Genomic DNA, 22,539 nt, shown 5'->3' on the forward strand with positions numbered 1-22,539 from the left:
GCGCACCCCCGGCCTCGTGGCCGAGCCGCGACGTACGGTGACAGTTTCACGTGAAACGGGTCAGGCCGCTTACGCTCGGATCCATGAGTCTGCGTCTGAGCACTGTGATCCTTCCCCACCGCCGGTGGCACGAGGGCGGCCGAGCGACCTGGCAGCGCGCTGAGCAGCTCGGCTTCCACACCGCCTACACCTACGACCACCTGTCCTGGCGCAGCTTCCGGGACGGCCCGTGGTTCGGTGCCGTGCCGACGCTGACCGCGGCCGCCGCCGTCACCGACAGCCTGCGTCTGGGCACCCTGGTCACCTCGCCGAATTTCCGGCACCCCGTGACCCTCGCGAAGGAACTGATCTCTCTCGACGACATCTCCGGCGGCCGGATCACCCTCGGCATAGGAGCGGGCGGCACCGGCTTCGACGCCACGGCGCTCGGACAGGAGGCCTGGACCCCCAAGGAGCGTGCCGACCGGTTCGGCGAGTTCCTCCCGCTGCTGGACCGGCTCCTCACCGAGGACTCGGTGTCCTACCGGGGCGACCACTACGCGGCGCACGAGGCGCGCAACATCCCCGGCTGTGTGCAGCGCCCCCGGCTGCCGTTCGCGGTGGCCGCGACCGGCCCGCGCGGTCTGCGACTGGCCGCGCGCCACGGGCAGGCGTGGGTGACCACCGGCGACCCGAAGCTCTACGAGAACGGCACGCCCGAGCAGTCGGTCCAGGCCCTGCACCGGCAGACCGAGAAGCTCGCCGACGCCTGCGCCGAGATCGGACGCGACAGCTCCGGCATGGACAAGGTCCTTCTCACCGGTTTCACCCCCGACCGCAGTCGGCCGTTGGGCTCCCTCGACGCGTTCGTGGACTTCGCGGGGCGCCACCGGGAACTGGGCTTCACCGACATCGTGATCCACTGGCCCATCCCGGACTCGGACTTCGCCGCGGACGAGAAGGTCTTCGAACAGATCGCGATGGAGGCCCCGGCGCAGCTGGGCTGAGCCGACGACTTTTCCGTGAGGCACGGCCGTCGCGGGACAACGGCGCAGGTGAGGGCGGTATCCACTCACCTGCGCGGGCTCCCGCACACCCGTGCGGGCGGGTGCGCGAGAATGGCCGGGTGACCTCAGCGACTCGACAGCCGAAGACCCCGGCAGCCGCGGTTCCGCCCCGGCTGATCGCCACCGACCTCGACGGCACACTGCTGCGGGACGACAAGTCGGTGTCCCCGCGCACCGTCGCCGCCCTCGCCGCGGCCGAGGAGGCGGGCATCGAGGTCTTCTTCGTCACCGGCCGCCCGGCCCGCTGGATGGACGTCGTCAGTGACCACGTCCACGGTCACGGCCTCGCGATCTGCGGCAACGGCGCCGCCGTGGTCGACCTGCACGGCGGCCCGGGCACCCACCGCTTCGTCAAGGTGCGGGAGCTGGCGCGGCAGAACGCACTGGACGCCGTACGGCTTCTGCGTGACGCGGCGCCCGGCACGGTGTACGCGATCGAGCAGACCTACGGCTTCTACCAGGAGCCGGACTATCCGAAGCTGCACATGGAGATCCCCGACACGCTCGCGCCGGCCGAGCGGCTGCTGGCGCCGGACGCGCCCGGAGCGGGCGAGCCCGTGCTGAAGATCCTCGCCTTTCACCCCACGATCGATCCGGACGCCTTCCTCACCCTGGCCCGCCTCGCCATCGGCGAACGCGCCAACGTCACCCGGTCCAGCCCCAGCGCCCTGCTGGAGATCAGCGGCCCCGGCGTCTCCAAGGCCAGCACACTCGCCCTGTGCTGCGCCGAGCGCGGCATCTCCCACGAAGAGGTCGTCGCCTTCGGCGACATGCCCAACGACGTCGAGATGCTCACCTGGGCAGGCCAGTCGTACGCCATGGGCAACGCCCATCCTGACGTCGTCGCCGCGGCCTCGGGGCGGACGGTCGCCAACAACGACGACGGGGTGGCGGTCGTGATCGAGCGGATGCTGGCGGAACGAGTCTGATCACAGGCTTGGATCATGGAGCTGATCCCAGGCTCTGATCACGGGTCTGATCACAGGTCTCAGCGTCCGCGTCGTCAGAGGTGGACCCCTCGTGCCGCGAGCCACGGCACCGGGTCCACGCCCGACCCCAGCTCCGGGGTGACGCGTACCTCGAAGTGCAGGTGGGGACCGGTGGAGTTGCCCGTCGTGCCGGACTGGCCGATCCACTGCCCCGGCACCACGGTGTCGCCCCGGTCGACGGCGACCGCCGCGAGATGGGCGTACTGCGTGTAGTAGCCGCCGGGGTGCGCGATCACGATCTGGATGCCGAACGCGCCGCCGCAGGACACCTCGACGACCCGGCCGCCGCCCACCGACCGCACCGCGGTGCCGATCGGCACCGCGAAGTCCTGCCCGGTGTGCCTGTTCGCCCACCGCGCTCCGCCGCTGCCGAACCGCGCGGACAGCCAGTACTTCTCCACGGGCGCCACCCACGCCCGGGTGAAGGAACGGTCCGGCTGGTCGAGCCGGACCGCGCGGCGGCAGCTGCCGCTAGCGGCCGACGTGTCGGCCTGCGCCTGCAACCGCCGGCGGGCTTCCTCCAGTTTGCGCTCGATGCCGCTCTTCAACTCCACCAGCTCGGCGTTCCGCCGCTCCAGCGCCTTCCACTCCGCCGCGGCCCTGGCCTCGTCCGCCGCCAGCCGGGCCTCCGCCCCACGGCTCTTGCTGATCGCCTTCTCCAGCGCGGTGTTCGCCTGTCTGCCCGCTTGCTGACCGCGCATCAGCGCCTCGGGATCGTCCCCCAGGAGCGCTCGCGCGCTGAGCGGGACGTCCCCGCCACTGCGGTACTGGGCACGCGCGAGCCGCCCCAGGTCCTCGTGCAGGACGGCGAGCTGCCGCCGTTCACGGTCGAGGAGTCCCTCCAGCTCACCCGCGCGTCTGCGCTGGGCCTTGGCCACGCGCCGCCCCTCCTCGTACTGCCGGGTCGCCGCCGCCGCGTCCTCGTACAGCCGCGCCACCTCGCCACTGACCCCGGGATCGGCACCACCCCGGGCCGGAAATCCCCCAGGCGTGTCGTTGGGCCGGGCGATGAGCACGGCGAGCGCGCACAGCAGCGCCGGGAGGAGCCAGCGAGGGCGGCGGGAGGAGCGCATGCCAGCGATCCTGGCCCGCGCGGCCGCCCGAAGCCCTGTCGGAGTCGTACGCATGGGGGACCGAAGCGGCCCGTTCGGAGCAGCCGTACGGCCGAACAGGCGGCTTCACCGGCAGGCCTGACGACACGTCGGCCAGTGAGCGGCGCAGGGCACCGCCGCCATGCCGCTCGATCACAAGGGCGTCTGCCACACCACCGTCGTACCGCCACCGCCTTCGCCCGGCCCGTACCAACTGCCGCCACCGAGCGACTCCGCACGGCGTTCGAGGTTCCTCAGGCCGCTGCGCCGGCCGCCCTCGGGGATGCCGACGCCGTCGTCCGCGACGGTCAGGCGGACACCGCGACGGCCGTCCGGCAGATTCGCGTTCGCGTCGACGACGACGTCGACCCTTGAGGCGTCGGCGTGCCGGAGGACGTTGGAGAGGGCCTCGCGCAGGGCCGCGACGAGGTTCTCCCCGGTCGCGGCGGACACGGCGGTGTCGAGCGGACCCACGAAGCGGTGCGAGGGCCGGAAGCCGAGGGGCACGGCCGCCGCGTCGATCTCGCGCAGCACGCGCGTCCCCAGCCCGGACGGGGCCTCGGCGGGGTCCTGCCGAAGGGCGAAGACGCTGCTGCGGATCTCCTGGATGGTGACGTCGAGTTCGCCGACGGCACTGCCGACCCCCTCACGGACCTCGGGCACGACGGATCCGCTCTGCGCGCTCTCCAGCAGCGTCGCCGTGGCGAACAGCCGTCGCACGACGAGGTCGTGCAGATCGCCGGCGATACGGTCGCGGTCCTCGTACACCGCGAGCCGCTCCCGGTCGCGCTGCGCCTCGGCCATCTTCAGGGCGAGCGCGGCCTGCGCGGCGAACTGGACGGCGAGCGTGCGCTCGGTCTCGGTGAACGCCCGCTCCCCGCGGGCCCGTGGCATGACGAGGGCGCCGAGAACGCTGCCGTCGCTGCGCAGGGGCAGCATCATCGTCGGCCCGAACTCCCGCGCGAGCACGGCGACCAGGCGGCTGTCAGCGGCGCCGTCGGCCAGGAACACGGCCTGTCCGGCGAGGAGTTCCGCGGTGAGGGGGCTGTCCGTCGGAAGGACGGCGCCCAGGGCCTTCGTCGGCCGGTCCGAGGCGACGGCGGCGATCTCCAGACCGCCCTCCTCGGTCGGCAACAGCACCAGTCCGGCCGCCGAACCGGACAGGCGTCGGGCCTGTTCCGCCACGACCTGGAGCGCGTCGTCCGTGTCCCCGCCGGAGAGCAGGGCGGTGGTGACGGCGACCGACCCGTCGATCCAGCGCTCGCCCAGTTGCGCGGCCTCGTAGAGGCGGGCGTTGCCGATGGCGATGCCCGCCTCGGTGGCCAGCACCTGCACGATGCCCAGGTCGTAGTCGCTGAACGGCTCGTCGCCGCGCTTCTCGGCCAGGTACAGGTTGCCGAAGGTCTCGCCCCGGACGCGGAGGGGAACGCCGAGGAAGCCGCGCATCGGCGGATGGTGGGCCGGGAAGCCGCAGGAGCGCGGGTCCTCGGTGAGATGCGCCAGCCGGACCGGCTCCGGGTCCCTGATGAGCGCCCCGAGCAGGCCCCGATGCCCGTCGGGCAGCCGCCCGATCCGCCGGGCGGTCGCCGCGTCCACCCCGTGGAAGACGAAGTCGGCGAGGCCTCTTCCGTCCTCGGCGATCACCCCGATCGCCGCGTATCGCGCGCCGACGAGCGACACGGCGGTCTCGCAGATCCGGTCCAGCGTCGAGTGCAGCTCCAGCCCGCTTCCTACGGACCGCATCGCCTCCAGCAACCGCTGGACCCGCTCAGACGAATCAGACGACTCAGACGACTCAGCGGCCATACCTCGATCCTATTGATCCCTATATGCCGTGAAAACCTGATGAGGGACCGGCCCGGACACGGGCACGCGGCATCCGCGCCGGCTACGCCACCCCCACCAGCAGGTCCGCCTGCGCCTCCCGCTCGGCCATGGCACGCAACGGCCCCTCCACCCGGGTCAGCTCCGCGTACGGCCCGCGCTGCACCACGCGCCCCGCGTCCAGCACGACGACCTCGTCCACGGCCTCCAGCCCGGCCAGCCGATGGGTGATGAGCAGGGTCGTGCGCCCCTCGGTGGCGGCCAGCAGATCCGCGGTGAGCGCGTCGGCCGTCGGCAGGTCGAGGTGCTCGGCGGGCTCGTCGAGGACCAGGACGGGGAAGTCGGCGAGCAGTGCGCGGGCCAGCGCCAGTCGCTGCCGCTGGCCGCCGGACAGCCGTGCCCCGTGTTCGCCGACGAGCGTGTCGAGGCCGTCGGGCAGGCTCTGCGCCCAGTCGAGCAACCGCGCCCGCCGGAGCGCGTCGCGCAGCTCGTCCTCGGTCGCGTCCCGACGGGCCAGCAGCAGGTTCTCGCGCACCGAGGTGTCGAAGAGGTGCGCGTCCTGCGCACACAGCCCGATCAGCCGCCGGACGTCGTCACCGGCCAGGGCGTACGCGTCCACGCCCCCCAGCGTGTAGGAGCCGGCGTCCGCGTCCAGGAAGCGCAGCAGCACCTGCGCGAGCGTGGTCTTGCCGGACCCGGAGACCCCGACCACGGCGATGCGGCGCCCCTCGTCGAGCGTCAGGTCGAGCCCGGCGAGCGCGTCCCGGTCCTGACCGGCGTGCCGGGCGGTCAGGCCCCTGACGGCGACCGGGAACGGCGACGAGGGCGCCTGCCGCGGACGCTGCGGCTCACGGACGGGCTCGGGGGCGTCCAGCACCTCGTGGACCCGCTCGGCGCTCTTGCGCACCCGCTGCCGGAACTGTGCCGCGAGCGGCATCCCGAGCACGGCCTCGAAGGCGGCCAGCGGGGTGAGCACGACGGCCGCCATGGCCACGCCGTTCAGCCGGCCGTCGGCCACCGCCTGCGCGCCGAGGAGGGCTGCGGCCGTGACGGTCAGACCGGAGATCAACGCGGTGAGTCCGTCACCGATCGCGGTGGCGGTGGCGGCCCGCGAGGCGATCCGGGTGAGAACGGAGTCGGCCTGCCGGGTCTCGGCGGTACGCGCCGGCAGGGCCCCGGCGACGCTCAGTTCGGCGGTGCCGGTGAGCAGGTCGGCCACGCGCGTGGCCAGCTCACCCCGGGCGGGGGCCAGCCTGCGTTCCGCGCGCCGCGCCACGGCGGCGGTCAGCAGCGGGACACCGGCGCCGGCCGCGAGCAGTCCGACGGCGAGCACCACCCCGGCCTCGGGCAGCAGCCAGCCGGTGAAGCCGGCGGCGGCCGTGGAGACGACGACCGCGGCACCGGCGGGCAGCAGCCACCTGAGCCAGTAGTCCTGCAGCGCGTCCACATCCGCGACGAGCCGGGAGAGCAGGTCGCCTCGGCGGGTCCGGCGCAGGCCCGCGGGCGCCAGCCGCTCCAGCCGGCGGTAGACGGCCACCCGGGTGTCGGCCAGCATGCGCAGCACCGCGTCGTGCGACACGAGCCGCTCGGCGTACCGGAAGACGGCCCGCCCGATCCCGAAGGCGCGGGTGGCGGTCACGGCCACCATCAGATAGAGCACGGGCGGCTGTTGCGATGCCCGGGAGATGAGCCACCCCGAGGTGGCCATGAGTCCTACGGCGCTGCCCAGGGCGAGGCTCGCGAGCAGCAGGGCCAGGCCGATCCGGCCGCGCCGCGCACCGGACATCGCACGGACCCGGGCAAGGACGCCACCGCCGCGGCCCGTCGCGGGGCCGTCGCCGTGTGTCTTCCGCAAGGTTTCCGGGCCCGGTTCCGTCGGGGCGGGCCGCGTGGTCTTTGGCCTGCGGTCGACGGCCAGGTCGGTGGGGGAGACGGCCGCATCGACCGGCGTCGTCCGCTCCGCCCCGCCGAACCGTGTCGTCCGCTCCGTCACGTCCAGCCGTACCACCCGGTCCGCCAGGCGCAGCAGCGCCGGCCGGTGCACGACCAGCAGTACGGTCCGCCCGGCCGCCAGGCGCCCCACCGCCTCCACGACGTCGGCCTCGGTCTCCCCGTCCAGGGCCGCCGTCGGCTCGTCGAGCAGCAGTACGGGCCGGTCCGCGAGGAAGGCCCGGGCGAGGGCGAGCCGCTGCCGCTGTCCGGCGGACAGGCCCGCCCCGTCCTCGCCGAGCACGGTGTCGGTGCCCTGCGGGAGCGCCTCCACGAACGTGAGCGCCCCCGCGTCCCGCAGCGCGCGGCGCACGGCCGCGTCGCCCGCGTCGGGACGCGCCAGCCGGACGTTCTCGGTGATCGTCCCGGCGAACAGGTGCGGCCGTTGCGGCACCCAGGCGATCCGAGACCGCCACTGCTCCAGGTCGATCTCGGCGAGATCCACTCCCCCGATCCGCACCCGGCCCTCGGCCGGACGCACGAACCCCAGCAGCGCGTTCAGCAGGGTCGACTTGCCCCCACCGCTGGGCCCCACGAGCGCGACCGTCTCCCCGGGCGCGACATCGAAGGTCACCTCCGCGACGGCGTCCGTGGTCCGCCCCGGATACCGGACGGTCACGGCCTCGAAGGACAGCACACCCCCCGACGGGGTCCGCGTTCCCGACGCCTTCACCGGTGTCTCCAGGACGGTGAAGATCTCCTCGGCCGCGGCGAGCCCCTCGGCCGCCGCGTGGTACTGCGCGCCCACCTGCCGCAGCGGCAGATACGCCTCGGGCGCGAGGATCAGGATGACCAGACCGATGTAGAGGTCCATCTCACCGTGCACGAGCCGCATGCCGATCGTCACGGCTACCAGCGCCACCGAGATCGTGGCGAGGAGTTCCAGCGCGAACGACGACAGGAACGCGATGCGCAGCGTCCGCATCGTGGCCTGCCGGTACTCACCGGTGATCCGCTTGATCGACTCGGCCTGCGCCTTGGACCGGCCGAACACCTTGAGGGTCGGCAGTCCCGCGACGACGTCCAGGAAGTGCCCGGACAGCCGGGAGAGCAGTCGCCACTGCCGGTCCATCCGGGACTGGGTGGCCCAGCCGATCAGCACCATGAAGACCGGGATCAGGGGAAGGGTGGCGACGATGATGGCGGCGGAGACCCAGTCCTCGGTGACGATCCGCGCCAGCACGGCCACCGGTACGACCACCGCGAGTCCCAGCTGCGGCAGATAGCGCGAGAAGTAGTCGTCGAGAGCGTCGATGCCGCGCGTGGCCAGGGCGACCAGCGATCCGGTCCGCTGCCCGCTCAGCCAACCGGGACCCAGCTGTGCGGACCGCTCCAGCAGCCGGCCCCGCAGTTCCGACTTCACCGCCGCGCCGGCCCGGTGCGCGGCGAGCTCGGTGAGCCAGGAGATCAGCGCGCGGCCGCCGGAGACGGCCACCAACAGCACCAGGGGGGTGCGCAGCTCATCGACGGACATCCCATGCTGGAACGCGCCGACGACCGTCTCGGCGATGAGCATGGCCTGAGCGATGACCAGCCCGGCGCCGACGGCGCCCAGACCGACGACCGCCACGAGGAAGAGCCGGGTGGCGCGGGCGTAGCGCAGGAGACGCGGATCGATGGGTTTCACGTGAAACATGCCCCTTCAGGCCCATGGGGTGTGTTTCACGTGAAAACACACCCCAGCCGGACTCAGTGTGCGGGCTCGGCGATGTGCTGCGTGCCGATCCGCTTGCGGAACACCCAGTAGGTCCACGACTGGTAGAGCAGGACGACCGGTGTGGCGATCCCGGCGCACCAGGTCATGATCTTCAGGGTGTACGGGCTCGACGAGGCGTTGGTGACCGTCAGGCTCCAGTCCTCGTTCAGCGAGGACGGCATGACGTTCGGGAACAGCGACAGGAAGAGCATCGCGACGGCGGCGACGATGGTGACGCCGGACAGAGCGAACGCCCATCCCTCACGCCCGGCCTGGTTGGCCACCAGGGCGACGACGAGTGCGGCCACCGCCACCACCAGGGCGACCAGGCTCTTGCCGTTCCCGCTCTCGACCTGCGTCCAGAGCAGGAAGACCAGCGCCAGCGCGGCGGCCACCAGACCGACGCGGGCAGCCAGCCTGCGGGCCCGTTCGCGGATGTCACCGACCGTCTTCAGGGCCGTGAACACCGCCCCGTGGAAGGTGAACAGCGTCAGCGTCACCAGACCGCCGAGCAACGCGAAGGGATTGAGCAGGTCGCCGAGGCCGCCGACGTACTCGAAGTCCTGGTCGATCTTCACGCCCCCGACGATGTTGCCGAAGGCCACACCCCACAGGAACGCGGGGATCAGCGAGCACCAGAAGATCGCGTGCTCCCAGTTGCGCTGCCAGTTCTCCTCGGGCCGCTTGGCCCGGTACTCGAAGGCGACGCCACGGATGATCAGGCAGACCAGGATGAGCAGCAGCGGCAGGTAGAAGCCCGAGAAGAGCGTCGCGTACCACTCGGGGAAGGCGGCGAACGTGGCCCCACCGGCCGACAGCAGCCACACCTCGTTGCCGTCCCACACCGGGCCGATCGTGTTGATGAGCACGCGCTTCTCGGACCGGTTGCGGGCCAGCAGCTTGGTGAGGACGCCGACCCCGAAGTCGAAGCCCTCCAGGAAGAAGTAGCCGGTCCACAGGACGGCGATCAGGACGAACCAGACGTCGTGCAGTTCCATGACTGTGCAGCTCCCTCGGCCTAGTAGGAGAAGGCCATCGGCTTGTCGGCGTCACGGGAGTCGCCGCCGATTTTCGTGGGCGGATTCAGGTCGGCCTCGGTGAGCTGGGGCGGGCCGGCCTTGACGTACTTCACGAGCAGCTTGACCTCGATGACGGCGAGGACGGCGTAGAGCGTCGTGAAGACGATCATCGAGGTGAGGACCTCGCCCTGGGAGACGCCGGGGGAGACCGCGTCGCGGGTCTGGAACAGGCCGTAGACGACCCACGGCTGGCGGCCCATCTCGGTGAAGATCCAGCCCCAGGCGTTGGCTATCAGCGGGAAGGCCATCGTCCAGACCGCGACCAGCCAGTACAGGCGGGTGAGCCGCGGCCGCAGCGGCTTCCTCAGGAGCACCAGATGGGGCACCTCGTCCTCCCCGGTCCGCGACGCGGCCGGCAGCAGGAACCTCTTGCGTGTGAGCCACAGCCCCAGCAGGCCGATGGAGAACGACGCCATACCGAAGCCGATCATCCAGCGGAAGCCCCAGTAGGCGACGGGGACGATGGGCTTGTAGTCACCGGGGCCGTACTTCTCCTGCAGGGCCTTGTTGGTGTCGTTGATGCCGGGGACGTACGACTCGAAGTCGCTGTGGGCCAGGAAGGAGAGCAGACCGGGTATCTCCAGCGCCACCTTGTTGTGGCCCTTGTCGACGTCCCCGTACGCGAACACCGAGAAGGGTGCGGGCTCCTCGCCGTCCCACAGCGCCTCGGCAGCGGCCATCTTCATCGGCTGCTGCTCGTACATGACCTTGCCCAGGGTGTCTCCGCTGACCGCCGTGAGCAGACCGCCGACCGCCACGGTGACCAGACCGAGCCGGAGCGACGTCCGCATCACCGGGATGTGCTTCTTGCGCAGCAGATGGAAGGCGGCGATGCCCACCATGAAGGCGCCACCCGTCAGGAAGGCGGCCGAGAAGCTGTGGAAGACCTGGTTGAGCGTGGTGTTCTGGGTCAGCACCACCCAGAAGTCGGTGAGTTCGGCCCGGCCCTTCTCCTCGTTGATCCGGTAACCGACCGGGTGCTGCATCCACGAGTTCGCCGCGAGGATGAAGTACGCCGACAGCAGCGTGCCGATCGAAACCATCCAGATGCAGGCCAGGTGGATCCGCTTCGGCAGCTTGTCCCAGCCGAAGATCCACAGCCCGATGAAGGTGGACTCGAAGAAGAAGGCGATCAGGGCCTCGAAGGCGAGCGGTGCGCCGAAGACGTCACCCACGAAGCGCGAGTAGTCGGACCAGTTCATGCCGAACTGGAACTCCTGCACGATGCCGGTGACGACACCCATGGCGATGTTGATCAGGAAGAGCTTGCCCCAGAACTTGGTCGCCCTGAGGTACTTCTCCTTCTCGGTGCGCACCCAGGCGGTCTGCAGGCCGGCCGTGAGCGCGGCGAGCGAGATCGTCAGGGGAACGAACAGGAAGTGGTAGACGGTGGTGATGCCGAACTGCCATCGCGCCAAGGTTTCCGGCGCCAAAGCCAATTCCACGTCGTCTCTCCTTACATCGCCGTGGACACTGCGGCAGTTTGCCCCTTTTGCCCTACACATCCAAGGCAATCAGGACGAGCTTGTGAACGCGTTCACATTCACAAGCCATTATGCCGCACAGGTGACCGACATCCGAAGGGGGGTCCCCTTACTCCACGTCAACCCCTTGGCGACAACTTCAACATCTTGTTGAATTGACGGCATGCATACGCAGCCGATACAGATCCGGATCTCCTGGCCCTCGGGGCACCTGACCGCGACCCTCGACGACACTCCGACGGCGCAGGCCCTCACCAAGGCACTGCCGCTTGCCTCCACCGCACACACCTGGGGCGAGGAGGTCTACTTCGACACCGGCATCGCTGTTTCACGTGAAACGGACGCCCGCCAGGTCGTCGAGCCCGGCACGGTGGCCTTCTGGACCGACGGCGACGCCCTGGCACTCCCCTACGGGCCCACGCCCATCTCCCAGGGCGACGAATGCCGTCTGGCGAGCCCGTGCAATGTCCTCGGCCGCGTCGACGGTGACCCTCACGTCCTGGCCGCGGTCCGGCACGGCGACCCGATTCGGGTGGAGATCATGGACGCCTGATCCCTGAGCGGGTGGGACCGCTCGTGGAGTCGGGGCGACCGCCCTCCCGGCTGTGCCGGCGCGGTCGCCACCTTCCTCCGCCTCGGAAGTTCCTGGGACCGGATACCCCCGAGGACCGGAACCTCCGAAGATCAGAGGTTTTTGATGAAGCCTTCCGTCACCTTCAGGAAGATGTCGTTGCCCTCGGTCTCACCGATCGTCACGCGCACACCCTCACCCGGGAACGGCCGCACGATCACGCCTGCCTGCTCGCACGCCGCCGCGAAGGCAACCGTGTGCTCACCGAGCGGCAGCCAGACGAAGTTCGCCTGGGTCTCGGGAACCGTCCACCCCTGGTCGCGCAGCCCTTCGGAGACACGGTTGCGCTCACACACCAGCGACCCGACCCGGCCGAGCAGCTCGTCCTCGGCACGCAGCGAGGCGATCGCCGCCTCCTGCGCGAGCCGGCTCACCCCGAACGGGACAGCCGTCTTGCGCAGCGCGGCGGCCACCGGCTCATGGGCGATGGCGAACCCGACGCGCAGCCCGGCGAGCCCGTACGCCTTGGAGAACGTGCGCAGCACACAGACGTTCGGCCGCTCCCGGTACAGCTCGACGCCGTCCGGCACCTCGGGGTCGCGGATGAACTCGCGGTACGCCTCGTCGAGCACGACCAGGACATCGCTCGGCACCCGGTCCAGGAACCGCTCCAGCTCGGCCCGTCGTACGACCGTCCCCGTGGGGTTGTTGGGGTTGCAGACGAAGATCAGCCGCGTCCGGTCCGTGATCGCGTCCGCCATCGCGTCCAGGTCGTGCACGGCGCCCGGCGTCAGCGGCACCTGCACGGACGAGGCACCGCTGATCTGCGTGATGATCGGGTACGCCTCGAAGGAGCGCCAGGCGTAGATCACCTCGTCGCCGGGCCCGCTGGTGGCCTGCACGAGCTGCTGGGCGACGCCGACCGAGCCGGTGCCGGTGGCCAGGTGGGACACCGGGACCCCGAAGCGGTCGGCCAGCTCGTTCACCAGGTCCGTGCAGAACATGTCCGGGTAGCGGTTGAAGGACGTGGCGGCGGCCGTCACGCTCGCCATCACGCCGGGCAGCGGTGGATAGGGGTTCTCGTTGGAGGACAGCTTGTAGGCAACCGGGCCGTCGGCCGCGGCGGGCCGGCCCGGCTTGTAGGTGGGAATCCCCTCCAGCTCGGCGCGCAGCTTCGGGCTCGTCTCGCTCACCGCAGTCCTCCTCGCGACCACCGGCGGCCCCTGACCGCCGCCGGCTTCCAATGCTTCTCACCTTATGAGGATTCGGGGCGGCTGCGAATGGGTGGGGCCACACCACATCAGCCCCACCGGCATCAAGGGCATCACTGCATGAAGGCGTACGAATCAGGGGGCGCGCCGCACATATATCTACGCGCCGGTGGCTCACGCCCTGGCGCGCATCGCCCGGTCAGGTGAGTTGAGACCTCTTCGAAACATCGGGGTCGTGGCAGGTGGGTGCTCGCCGACAAGTCACGTACATCAATATGTGACCCCAACTCCCTTTATTTCTAAGGCATTTCACTCTCAATGACCTTGCAGAAACGTACCTGTCAACGGGTGCATATGCGTCCGCCCTACCCCACCGCATGAGCCCTACTATCGGCTCGCCATGACAGCAGCAGGGAAGCACCAGGTGAGCCGCGCGGAAACCTCTCGTCGAGGAAGTCGGCCAGGCCGGGCGGGCATCAGAGACGTGGCCGCCGCAGCCGGGGTCTCCATCACGACCGTCTCCGACGCCCTCAACGGGAAGGGCCGGCTCCCGGACGCCACCCGACGCCATGTCCGCGAGGTCGCCGACCGGTTGGGGTACCGCCCCTCGGCCGCCGCCCGGACCCTCCGTACCGGCAAGTCCGGCCTGATCGGTCTCACCGTGACGACGTACGGGGATGAACCTTTCACCTTCACGGAGTTCGCGTACTTCGCCGAGATGGCCCGCGCCGCCACCTCGGCCGCGCTCGCCCGTGGATACGCACTCGTCATCCTGCCCGCGACCTCGCGTCACGACGTGTGGTCCAACGTGGCACTCGACGGCACCGTCGTCATCGACCCGTCCGACCAGGACCCGGTCGTCAGCGAGCTGGTCAGGCAGGGTTTACCGGTCGTCTCCGACGGCCGTCCCGCCGGCCCGCTCCCGGTCACCGCCTGGGTCGACAACGACCACGAGGCCGCGGTGCTCGGCATCCTCGACCACCTCGCCGAAGCCGGCGCCCGCCGCATCGGCCTGCTGACCGGGACCACGACGGACACCTACACCCACCTGTCCACCACGGCGTACCTGCGCTGGTGCGAGCGGGTCGGCCAGACCCCGGTCTACGAGGCGTACCCGGCCCACGACCCCTGCGCGGGTGCGGTCGCCGCCGACCGCCTCCTCGCCCGGCCCGACCGGCCGGACGCCGTCTACGGCCTGTTCGACCCGAACGGCACCGACCTGCTCGCGGCCGCCCGCCGCTACGGGCTGCGCGTACCGGACGATCTGCTGCTGGTCTGCTGCAGCGAGTCCACCGTGTACGCCAACACCGAGCCGCCCATCACCACGCTCTCCCTGAAGCCGCGCCGGATCGGCACGGCCGTGGTCCAGTTGCTGATCGACGCCATCGAGGGCGTCGATTCGGACCAGCCGGTCGAGCAGGTGATACCGACGGAACTGATCGTGCGCACCTCGTCCCAGCGACGCTCACCGCGCACCACGGTCAGTCCACCGCGTACGCCCGACAAGGGGTAGCGCACCCCACAGAGGTGACGTCGCACGGACACCGGACGGGGGGAAAGCCCGGCTCAAACGGGGCGAAAGCCGCGATGAACTGGAGTCCCGCTCCGATTCACCACCCCTGGGTCATCACACGGCGCGATCCGCATTCCTATGATGGGCGCACGACACCGCGGGCCGCTGCGACCAGGCAGTCCGACGCGGTGCAGATGCGGCGCGATGGTGGAGGGGTCGATGACTCAGGGGGCCGGTCAGGGACCCGAGGTGGAGCGCACGGCGACACTGCGCGACTTCCGGGTGCCCGCTTACGTCCACGAGACCGGTCCGTACGACCTCAGCGCACACCCCGGTGACGTCGCGAGCCCCGTCGCGGAACCGGTGGAGCATCCGGAGGGGTACACGCCCACGGAGCGCGACCTGCCGGTCATCAACCGCGGCGACACGGTGCAGGTGACCGTCGACCCGTCGGCCGTGCCGGCGCCGGAGCAGCAGTCCACCACCGGGCCCGGGCCCCTGTTCGTGGTGGGCGACGTGCACGGCTACCTCGACGAGCTGATGGCGGCACTGCGCGAGAAGGGCCTCGTCGACGACGCCGGCCAGTGGTGCGCGGGCACCGCGCGGCTGTGGTTCCTGGGCGACTTCACCGACCGCGGTCCCGACGGCATCGGCGTCATCGACCTCGTGATGCGGCTGTCCGCCGAGGCCGCCGCGGCCGGCGGTTACTGCAAGGCTCTGATGGGCAACCACGAGCTGCTGCTGCTCGGCGCCAAGCGGTTCGGCGACACCCCCGTCAACTCCGGCGCGGGCACCGCCACCTTCCAGGCGGCCTGGCTGCTCAACGGCGGCCAGAAGACCGACATGGACCGCCTCCAGGACCACCACCTGCAGTGGATGGCCCGACTGGACGCGCTCACCGAGACCGACGGCCATCTGCTCGTCCACTCGGACACCACGGCCTACCTCGACTACGGCGATTCCATCGAGGCCGTCAACGACAACGTCCGCGAGGCCCTCACCCGCAACGACGCGGACGAGGTCTGGGACCTGTTCCGCAAGTTCACCAAGCGCTTCTCCTTCCGCGACGAGGGTGGCGCCGAAGCCGTCCGCTCCCTGCTCGATACGTACGGCGGCACCCGGATCGTTCACGGGCACAGCCCGATTCCCTATCTGCTGGGTGAGGTCGGGTCCGAGGACGGCGAGGACAGCGCGGGTCCGGTGGTCGACGGACCGCACGTCTACGCCGACGGACTGGCCATCGCGATGGACGGCGGCGTGACCATGGCCGGAAAGCTGCTGGTCCAGCAACTTCCCCTCGGCGACTGAGCGTTCCCCGGGCAGGCACGGCGGGCGCCGGACCCGCGCACCACCGCGCGGACCTGCGGCCAATTTCTGGAAACCCCCTGTCACGGCGCACCGTCGCCGCTCTACCATCGCCTTATCCGTAGCAGGCTCCCCTCCGTTTCTGCCCGACGGCTCGTCAGCGTGCGAGCCCCAAGCCCTACGGAGCATCGGGGGATGCACATGAACAGCGTTCCGCAGCACCTTTTGAGCGAGGACCGCCAAGAGTATGAGCGGCTCCTCGATGAGGCGCTGCGCTCGGCGCACCACCGACCCGAACTGGCCGCTGTCGGACAGCGGCTCAACCCGGAACAGCTGCGCACCATGGCGCTCAACGCCACCGCACTCATCACGGCGGCCGCGGCGACCGAGTACCAGCATTACGTCAAGGTCCGCGAGGAACTGCGCCGCCCGGCGCCGTCCACCCCGTCGGCCACCCGCGAGTCCGGCTCCGACGAGCCGGGCACGGGTGCCATGGGGCTCGCCACCACCATGGGAGAGGCCGCCGCCGAGACGGTCGGCGCGGGCGCCGTCGCGATCATCGCGGTCCTGGCACCCGTCCTGGCCGGCACGGCCGCGGTGATCTTCCTGCTCGTCGGCTACACCCTGAAGATGCTCGACCCCGAGCCGGGCATCGCTCAGACCATGGTCACCACCGGCTGGGTGTTCGGCGCCGTGACGGCGGTCGCCATCCTGCTCGCCGCCGTCGGCCTGTTGATCACCGCTCTGCGCAACCGGCCCTCACTGAACTCCGGTCCCTACGAGGAACTCAGCGGCGAGGTGGCCGCCGCGAGGGAGGCCTGGCGCCAGGCCTTGCTGGACAACGGCATCCTGCCGTTCCTCCGGGAGGCCCTCGCCACACCGGGCCAGGCCGCACTGCACCCTGCGGCCCCGACCATCCCGACCAGTCGTATGCCGCACCTGGGCTACGACCGTCCGGGCTTCACCAGCCCCGGTGACGGCCCGTCGGGCCCCCGCCCGAGCTTTTCGAGCCCGGACTACTCCAGCCCGGATTTCGGAGGCCCGGACCACAAGCCGGAATGATCTGCGGCTTGCGCCCCCCGTGGTGCGCAAGCCACAGACCTGCGATGCCGTGTGCTGCCGTGTGCGGGCTGGACCGTCCCGGCGAGGACGGGGCCGGGGCCGTTGAACGGCCTGCGCGACCCCGTCGAACCGGACGGGTCAGTCCGCGATCGGCAGATACACCCGGTTCCCCGCGGCGGCGAACTCCTTCGACTTCTCCGCCATGCCCTCCTCGATCTCCGCCTGCGTACCGCCGTGTTCACGGCGGATGTCCTGGGAGATCTTCATCGAGCAGAACTTCGGCCCGCACATCGAGCAGAAGTGCGCCGTCTTGGCCGGCTCGGCCGGGAGAGTCTCGTCGTGGAACTCACGAGCCGTGTCCGGGTCGAGGGCCAGGTTGAACTGGTCCTCCCAGCGGAACTCGAAGCGTGCGTCGGACAACGCGTCGTCCCACTCCTGCGCGCCGGGGTGCCCCTTGGCGAGATCGGCCGCGTGGGCGGCGATCTTGTACGTGATGACGCCGGTCTTGACGTCGTCTCGGTTGGGCAGGCCGAGGTGCTCCTTGGGCGTGACGTAGCAGAGCATGGCCGTGCCCCACCAGGCGATCATCGCGGCACCGATGCCGGAGGTGATGTGGTCGTACGCCGGGGCGACGTCCGTCGTCAGCGGGCCGAGCGTGTAGAACGGGGCTTCCTCGCAGATCTCCTGCTGGAGGTCGATGTTCTCCTTGATCTTGTGCATCGGCACGTGTCCCGGGCCCTCGATCATGGTCTGTACGTTGCAGCGCTTCGCGATCCGGTTCAGTTCCCCGAGCGTGCGCAGTTCGGCGAACTGCGCCTCGTCGTTGGCGTCCGCGATGGAGCCCGGCCTGAGGCCGTCGCCCAGCGAGTACGTGACGTCGTAGGCCGCGAGGATCTCGCAGAGCTCCTCGAAGTGCTCGTACAGGAACGACTCCTTGTGGTGCGCCAGGCACCACGCCGCCATGATCGAGCCGCCGCGCGAGACGATCCCGGTCTTGCGGTTCGCCGTCAACGGCACGTACGCGAGGCGGACACCCGCGTGGACCGTCATGTAGTCCACGCCCTGCTCGGCCTGCTCGATGACCGTGTCCTTGTAGATCTCCCAGGTCAGCTCCTCGGCCCTGCCGTCGACCTTCTCCAGCGCCTGGTAGAGCGGCACCGTGCCGATGGGGACGGGGGAGTTGCGCAGCACCCACTCGCGCGTGGTGTGGATGTTGCGGCCCGTGGAAAGGTCCATGACCGTGTCGGCGCCCCAGCGGGTCGCCCAGGTCATCTTCTCGACCTCCTCCTCGATCGAGGACGTCACGGCCGAGTTGCCGATGTTGGCGTTGACCTTCACCAGGAACCGCTTGCCGATGATCATCGGCTCGATCTCCGGGTGGTTCACGTTCGCGGGCAGGACGGCCCGACCCGCGGCGATCTCCTCGCGCACGACCTCGGGCGAGACGTTCTCCCGGATGGCGACGTACTCCATCTCGGGCGTGATCTCGCCCCTGCGGGCGTACGCGAGCTGGGTGGCCGCCTGTCCGTCGCGGCTGCGGCGTGGCAGGCGGGGGCGGCCGGGAAAGACCGCGTCGAGGTTGCGCAGTCCGCCGCGCGGCGACGTGTGCTTGATCCCGTCGTCCTCGGGGCGGACCGGACGGCCCGCGTACTCCTCCGTGTCGCCGCGGGCGATGATCCAGTTCTCCCGCAGCGGCGACAGACCGCGGCGGACGTCGGTCTCGACGAGTGGATCGGTGTACGGGCCCGATGTGTCGTACAGCGTGACCGACTGCCCGTTGGTGAGGTGCACCTGACGGACCGGCACGCGCAGGTCGGGGCGGGAGCCCTCGACATACGCCTTGTGCCAGCCGATGGACTTCCCGGCCTCCCCGTCGTGCGCGTCGTCCGTCGCGTTCTGGGTGGAGGCAGGCGTGCGTGCGTCCTTGTTGGCCATGAGACCGATCTCCCTACGCCGGCATTACCCGGTAACAGGTTCGGCGGTCGACGCAGCGGTTCTCGTCTGTCGGCGTTTCATGGGAAACATCACTCGTGTCGAGTGACGTTCCACGTGAAACATCGCGAAGACGAAGGTCAGCGCCCTCTCAGCCCGGTGCTCCGAGCTCCCGCGTGTACAAAGGTGTCTCCACGCTAGCGTCAATTCGGGCGCGGTGAACAGAGGGCCCCCATCGTTCTTGCGATGATCGGTCGGTGACCACGAATCAGCAGCCCCCGTTCCCGCCGCACGAACCACCGCGCGGAACCGGCTCCGGCATGGGGTCGGGACGCGGCTCGGACATGGGCGGGGGTGGCACTCGCGGCGGTCGTGGCGCTCCGGCCGGTGGCACGGGGCAGGCTCCCGGTATGAGGCTCGGTGGCGGTCCTGGCGGTCCTCGCGGTGCCGGCGGAGGTGGCGTTCCGGGCCGGGGTCCGGGTGGCGCTCCTGGCGGCGGAGGCGGGCGTCCCCCCGGCATGGGGACGGGCGCCGGGTCCGGCTTCGGTCCAGGGAGCGGGTCCGGCTTCGGCCCGGGTGGCGGCTCCGGCTCGGGCGGCTCTGGTCCGGGGGAAGGGTCGTACGTCGGCCGGGGTGGTGTCGCCTCGAGCAGGGGACCCGGCGGCTGGGACGAGCACGAGACCGGTGGGGGCGTACCCGGTGAGGGTCAGGGGTGGGGCGACGCTCCCGGCCACGGTTTCGGCCAGAGCGGCGACGACGCGCACACCGGGCCCGGCGGCGGCCAGGGACCCGGCCACGGACCCGGCGGTGGCCAGGGCCCCGGAGACGGACGGGGACACGGCTCCGGCGGCGGACACGGGCAGGGCCACGGGCACTCGCACAGCCACGCCCACGGCCCCGCGGCCCCCGTCTCCAAGCACCTGCGCAAGGTCATCGCCGCGGTGCTCATCCCCTTCGCCGCCGCCGTGGTGGTCGGCCTCGTCGTGTTGTGGCCCGGCGGCGCACCCCCGCACGAGCGCACCGGTGTCGGATTCGACCGGCAGACCCAGCAGGCCACGGTCACCAAGGTCGAGGAACTGCCCTGCGACTCCGTCAACGGCTCGGCACCCACCCCGAACGGCGACACCTCCACCGCCGAGGGCTCCTCCGCCCAGCAGCAGGCGAACGGCACCTGCAAGCGCGCGACGATCCGTATCGACACCGGCGAGGACACGGGCCGCACCTTCACCGAGATCGTGCAGCCCGACCAGTCGCGGCAGTTGGACGAGGGCGAGAAGGTCGTGGTCGCCTACGAGCCCTCCGCACCCGAGAACCTCCAGTACTCGGTCACCGATGTGAACCGCCGTCTGCCCATGTCTCTGCTCGCCGGCCTCTTCGCGCTGGCCGTCGTGGCCGTGGGACGGCTGCGCGGTGTGATGGCACTGGTCGCGCTGGCCATCAGCTTCCTGGTGCTCAACTTCTTCATCCTGCCGGCGATCCTCCAGGGCTCGAACCCGCTCGTCGTAGCCGTGGTCGGAGCGAGCGCCATCATGCTGATCGCGCTCTATCTGTGTCACGGCCTGTCGGCGCGAACATCCGTGGCCGTACTCGGCACCCTGATCTCGCTGGTGCTGATCGGCATCCTCGGCCTGCTGTTCATCGACTGGGCGGCACTCACGGGCAACACCGACGACAACACCGGCCTCATCCACGGCCTCTATCCGACGATCGACATGAGCGGTCTGCTGCTGGCCGGCGTCATCATCGGTTCGCTGGGTGTCCTCGACGACGTGACGGTCACGCAGACCTCGGCGGTCTGGGAACTGCACGAGGCCAACCCCACGATGGGCTGGCGGGGCCTGTACCGGGCCGGCATCCGTATCGGCCGCGACCACATCGCCTCCGTCGTCAACACCCTGGTCCTCGCCTACGCGGGTGCCGCGCTGCCCTTGCTGCTGCTCTTCTCCATCGCCCAGAGCAGCGTGGGGACCGTCGCCAACAGCGAGATCGTCGCGGAGGAGATCGTGCGCACGCTGGTCGGCTCGATCGGCCTGGTCGCGGCGGTGCCGGTCACGACAGCACTCGCGGCCCTCGTGGTGGCGGCCGACAGGTCCGGTCAGACGCCCGGCACAGCGCCGGCCACCGTCGGTGCGAGCGGCGAGGCTCCCGGACCCGCCCGCACGGGGAGGGGGCGGCGGCGCAAGCGCTGAGCGACACGGGGCGCGGCTCGGCCGGCCCCCACATCCGCAGAAGCGTTCCTGCAAGGTCGACCCCCACAGCGAGGGCCGCCGGGGCCACACCCACTCACCCCAGGCGAAGCGTTACACCAGCCTCATCGGTCACAGCGCTCACCCCGCACTCTGCTCCTCCGCCAGAATCCGGTCCAGCGCCTCGTCGAGATGCGCGTCGAAGTCGGCGAGCGCCCCCTCCTGGCCCAGCGGCACCAGCTTGTCCGTGCGGTCCAGGAAGGCGACCAGCGGCGCCGTGGAGGAACGGAACAACGCCTGGTCGCTGCCCACCTGAAGCCGGATCAGAACGTCGCCCAGCGACTCGGGCTCCACCGGCGAGACCCGCACATCGCCCTCGCCGCACGGCCGCCCGACCCCGTCGATCAGCAGCTCCCGGCCGAAGGCCCAGGTGACCGGGGCATCCCCGGGCAGGTGAAAGGTCAGCCGCACCGCGTAGGGATCGCGCGTCTCGTAGCGCAGCTCCACAGGGATGCGGAAGGAGAGCTCCTCGGAAACGAGAAAGCTCATCATGACCTCTGCCTGTACGGACTCGCGCATCGCCTACCCCGTCACTTGCCGTTCGATTGGCCGGGAATGAACCTGAATACCTGGTGGCATCTTGCTGAAAGTACACACCAGATCACAAGGAGTGAGTTTTCAGATACTGATAGAGAGCGCGAGTGACCCCGCCGACCGGCCCACCTCGCTCCGCAACTGCCGTACGGCGGGCAACAGTCGGTCCGCCTGGTGACTGGGTAGCGAGATCGCCATCGTTCCGGCCGTGTCACCCACGGTGAGGGGAATCGCGGCGCACACCGTGCCCAGCGCGTACTCCTGGCGCTCGGTCACCGGTTCCATCCGGTTCGTACGTTCGAGGCGTTGCAGCAGGGTACGGCTGTCCCGGACGGTGTAGGGGGTGATGGACTGCACGGGATAGCGATCGAGGTGGTCCCGGCGGATGCTCTCGTCGAGCTGGGACAGCAGGCACTGTCCGATCGCGTGCGCGTGGCCGGTCTCGCGGAAGTCGGCCCACTCCTCCACCGCCGGATTGCCGGGAGTGTCGGAGACGCACATGACCTCGATCTCACCCTCGCGGTAGACCGCGTAGTAGACGGGCACACCGAGGGAGTCCCGCCAGCGCGCCAGGGCGTCGATGACCGTGCTGCGACGTTTCTGCTCCGCCCCGCTGCCACTCAGCCGTTCCGCCGCCTCACCGAGGAAGAACAGCCCCTTCTCCCGGCGCAGATAGTCCTCATGCACCAGGGTGCGCAGCAGGTGGTACGTCGTGGGCAGCGCCAGGCCGGTCTCGCGGGCCAGCTGCTTGGCGGGGGCGCCGTATGTGTGCGCGGCGACGGCCTCCAGCAGGCGGATGGCGCGCTGCACGGAGCCGATGAGGGTGGTGGGGTGAGCGGGTGTGGGGGGTGCGTAGGAATCTGCGGGTGCGGTGTCTGCCGTGGCCAAGGGTCACTCCCGAAGCGCGAGGGGGGCAGCCCGTGCAGGGGTAACACGGGAGGGGGTGTACGGATGCGTACGCCGTGCG

The 22,539-nt window shown here is 70.6% G+C and carries 16 protein-coding genes; 7 read left to right on the forward strand and 9 right to left on the reverse strand.

The window, feature by feature from the left end; translation table 11 throughout:
* The first annotated feature begins 83 nt into the window (after window positions 1-83).
* Together ACZ7LV_RS29300 and ACZ7LV_RS29305 are read left to right on the forward strand one after the other, a co-directional pair.
* Entirely contained in the window at window positions 84-986 is a 903-nt protein-coding gene (locus ACZ7LV_RS29300; protein WP_471943642.1) for an LLM class flavin-dependent oxidoreductase, read from the forward strand.
* A gap of 119 nt (window positions 987-1,105) precedes the next feature.
* On the forward strand, window positions 1,106-1,975 hold the full coding sequence (locus ACZ7LV_RS29305) for an HAD hydrolase family protein (protein ID WP_471943644.1): 870 nt from the start codon (window positions 1,106-1,108) through the stop codon (window positions 1,973-1,975).
* Window positions 1,976-2,049: 74 nt separating this feature from the next.
* On the opposite strand, the gene ACZ7LV_RS29310 is transcribed toward ACZ7LV_RS29305, so the two are convergent.
* The 5 genes from ACZ7LV_RS29310 to ACZ7LV_RS29330 all read right to left on the reverse strand — a co-directional run bounded on the left by ACZ7LV_RS29310 (window position 2,050) and on the right by ACZ7LV_RS29330 (window position 11,159).
* Entirely contained in the window at window positions 2,050-3,108 is a 1,059-nt protein-coding gene (locus ACZ7LV_RS29310) for a M23 family metallopeptidase (RefSeq protein WP_471943646.1), read from the reverse strand.
* A gap of 171 nt (window positions 3,109-3,279) precedes the next feature.
* Window positions 3,280-4,869, reverse strand: a complete 1,590-nt coding sequence (locus ACZ7LV_RS29315; protein ID WP_471943647.1) for a sensor histidine kinase — start codon at window positions 4,867-4,869, stop codon at window positions 3,280-3,282.
* A 145-nt stretch (window positions 4,870-5,014) separates the two neighbouring features.
* Window positions 5,015-8,575 (reverse strand): thiol reductant ABC exporter subunit CydD, encoded by a 3,561-nt coding sequence (gene cydD / locus ACZ7LV_RS29320; protein WP_471943649.1) that lies wholly within the window; start codon window positions 8,573-8,575, stop codon window positions 5,015-5,017.
* Window positions 8,576-8,628: 53 nt separating this feature from the next.
* Window positions 8,629-9,633: a cytochrome d ubiquinol oxidase subunit II gene (gene cydB / locus ACZ7LV_RS29325; protein ID WP_471943650.1), complete on the reverse strand. Its 1,005-nt coding sequence runs from the start codon at window positions 9,631-9,633 to the stop codon at window positions 8,629-8,631.
* Window positions 9,634-9,653: 20 nt separating this feature from the next.
* Window positions 9,654-11,159: a cytochrome ubiquinol oxidase subunit I gene (locus ACZ7LV_RS29330; RefSeq protein WP_471943652.1), complete on the reverse strand. Its 1,506-nt coding sequence runs from the start codon at window positions 11,157-11,159 to the stop codon at window positions 9,654-9,656.
* A gap of 202 nt (window positions 11,160-11,361) precedes the next feature.
* Between ACZ7LV_RS29330 and ACZ7LV_RS29335 the strand changes: the two genes are divergently transcribed.
* A complete protein-coding gene (locus tag ACZ7LV_RS29335; protein WP_471943654.1) occupies window positions 11,362-11,751 on the forward strand; it encodes a cyclophilin-like fold protein in 390 nt (129 codons plus the stop codon).
* A gap of 131 nt (window positions 11,752-11,882) precedes the next feature.
* On the opposite strand, the gene hisC is transcribed toward ACZ7LV_RS29335, so the two are convergent.
* On the reverse strand, window positions 11,883-12,962 hold the full coding sequence (gene hisC / locus ACZ7LV_RS29340) for a histidinol-phosphate transaminase (RefSeq protein ID WP_471943656.1): 1,080 nt from the start codon (window positions 12,960-12,962) through the stop codon (window positions 11,883-11,885).
* A 418-nt stretch (window positions 12,963-13,380) separates the two neighbouring features.
* Here hisC and ACZ7LV_RS29345 point away from each other — a divergent pair, with 418 nt between their 5' ends.
* From ACZ7LV_RS29345 to ACZ7LV_RS29355, 3 genes are all read left to right on the forward strand, one after another.
* On the forward strand, window positions 13,381-14,493 hold the full coding sequence (locus ACZ7LV_RS29345; RefSeq protein WP_471943658.1) for a LacI family DNA-binding transcriptional regulator: 1,113 nt from the start codon (window positions 13,381-13,383) through the stop codon (window positions 14,491-14,493).
* A gap of 204 nt (window positions 14,494-14,697) precedes the next feature.
* Complete coding sequence (locus ACZ7LV_RS29350; RefSeq protein ID WP_471943660.1) at window positions 14,698-15,801, forward strand: metallophosphoesterase; 1,104 nt, start codon at window positions 14,698-14,700, stop codon at window positions 15,799-15,801.
* A 192-nt stretch (window positions 15,802-15,993) separates the two neighbouring features.
* The gene (locus ACZ7LV_RS29355) at window positions 15,994-16,860 is read left to right on the forward strand and encodes a hypothetical protein (protein WP_471943662.1); all 867 of its coding nucleotides are present in this window, start codon (window positions 15,994-15,996) and stop codon (window positions 16,858-16,860) included.
* Between the two features lie 138 nt (window positions 16,861-16,998).
* On the opposite strand, the gene thiC is transcribed toward ACZ7LV_RS29355, so the two are convergent.
* Window positions 16,999-18,795 (reverse strand): phosphomethylpyrimidine synthase ThiC, encoded by a 1,797-nt coding sequence (thiC, locus tag ACZ7LV_RS29360; RefSeq protein WP_471943664.1) that lies wholly within the window; start codon window positions 18,793-18,795, stop codon window positions 16,999-17,001.
* A 515-nt stretch (window positions 18,796-19,310) separates the two neighbouring features.
* Between thiC and ACZ7LV_RS29365 the strand changes: the two genes are divergently transcribed.
* Window positions 19,311-20,981, forward strand: a complete 1,671-nt coding sequence (locus ACZ7LV_RS29365) for a YibE/F family protein (protein WP_471943666.1) — start codon at window positions 19,311-19,313, stop codon at window positions 20,979-20,981.
* Window positions 20,982-21,119: 138 nt separating this feature from the next.
* Here the strand turns inward: ACZ7LV_RS29365 and ACZ7LV_RS29370 are convergent, their stop codons facing one another.
* Both ACZ7LV_RS29370 and ACZ7LV_RS29375 read right to left on the reverse strand, forming a co-directional pair.
* Window positions 21,120-21,557 carry an SsgA family sporulation/cell division regulator gene (locus ACZ7LV_RS29370; RefSeq protein WP_401674935.1) on the reverse strand — a complete coding sequence of 146 codons (438 nt, stop codon included), beginning with the start codon at window positions 21,555-21,557 and terminating at the stop codon, window positions 21,120-21,122.
* A gap of 99 nt (window positions 21,558-21,656) precedes the next feature.
* Entirely contained in the window at window positions 21,657-22,460 is an 804-nt protein-coding gene (locus ACZ7LV_RS29375) for an IclR family transcriptional regulator (RefSeq protein ID WP_471943668.1), read from the reverse strand.
* Window positions 22,461-22,539 lie beyond the last annotated feature (79 nt).

Source organism: Streptomyces sp. NPDC107562, from assembly GCF_055657325.1.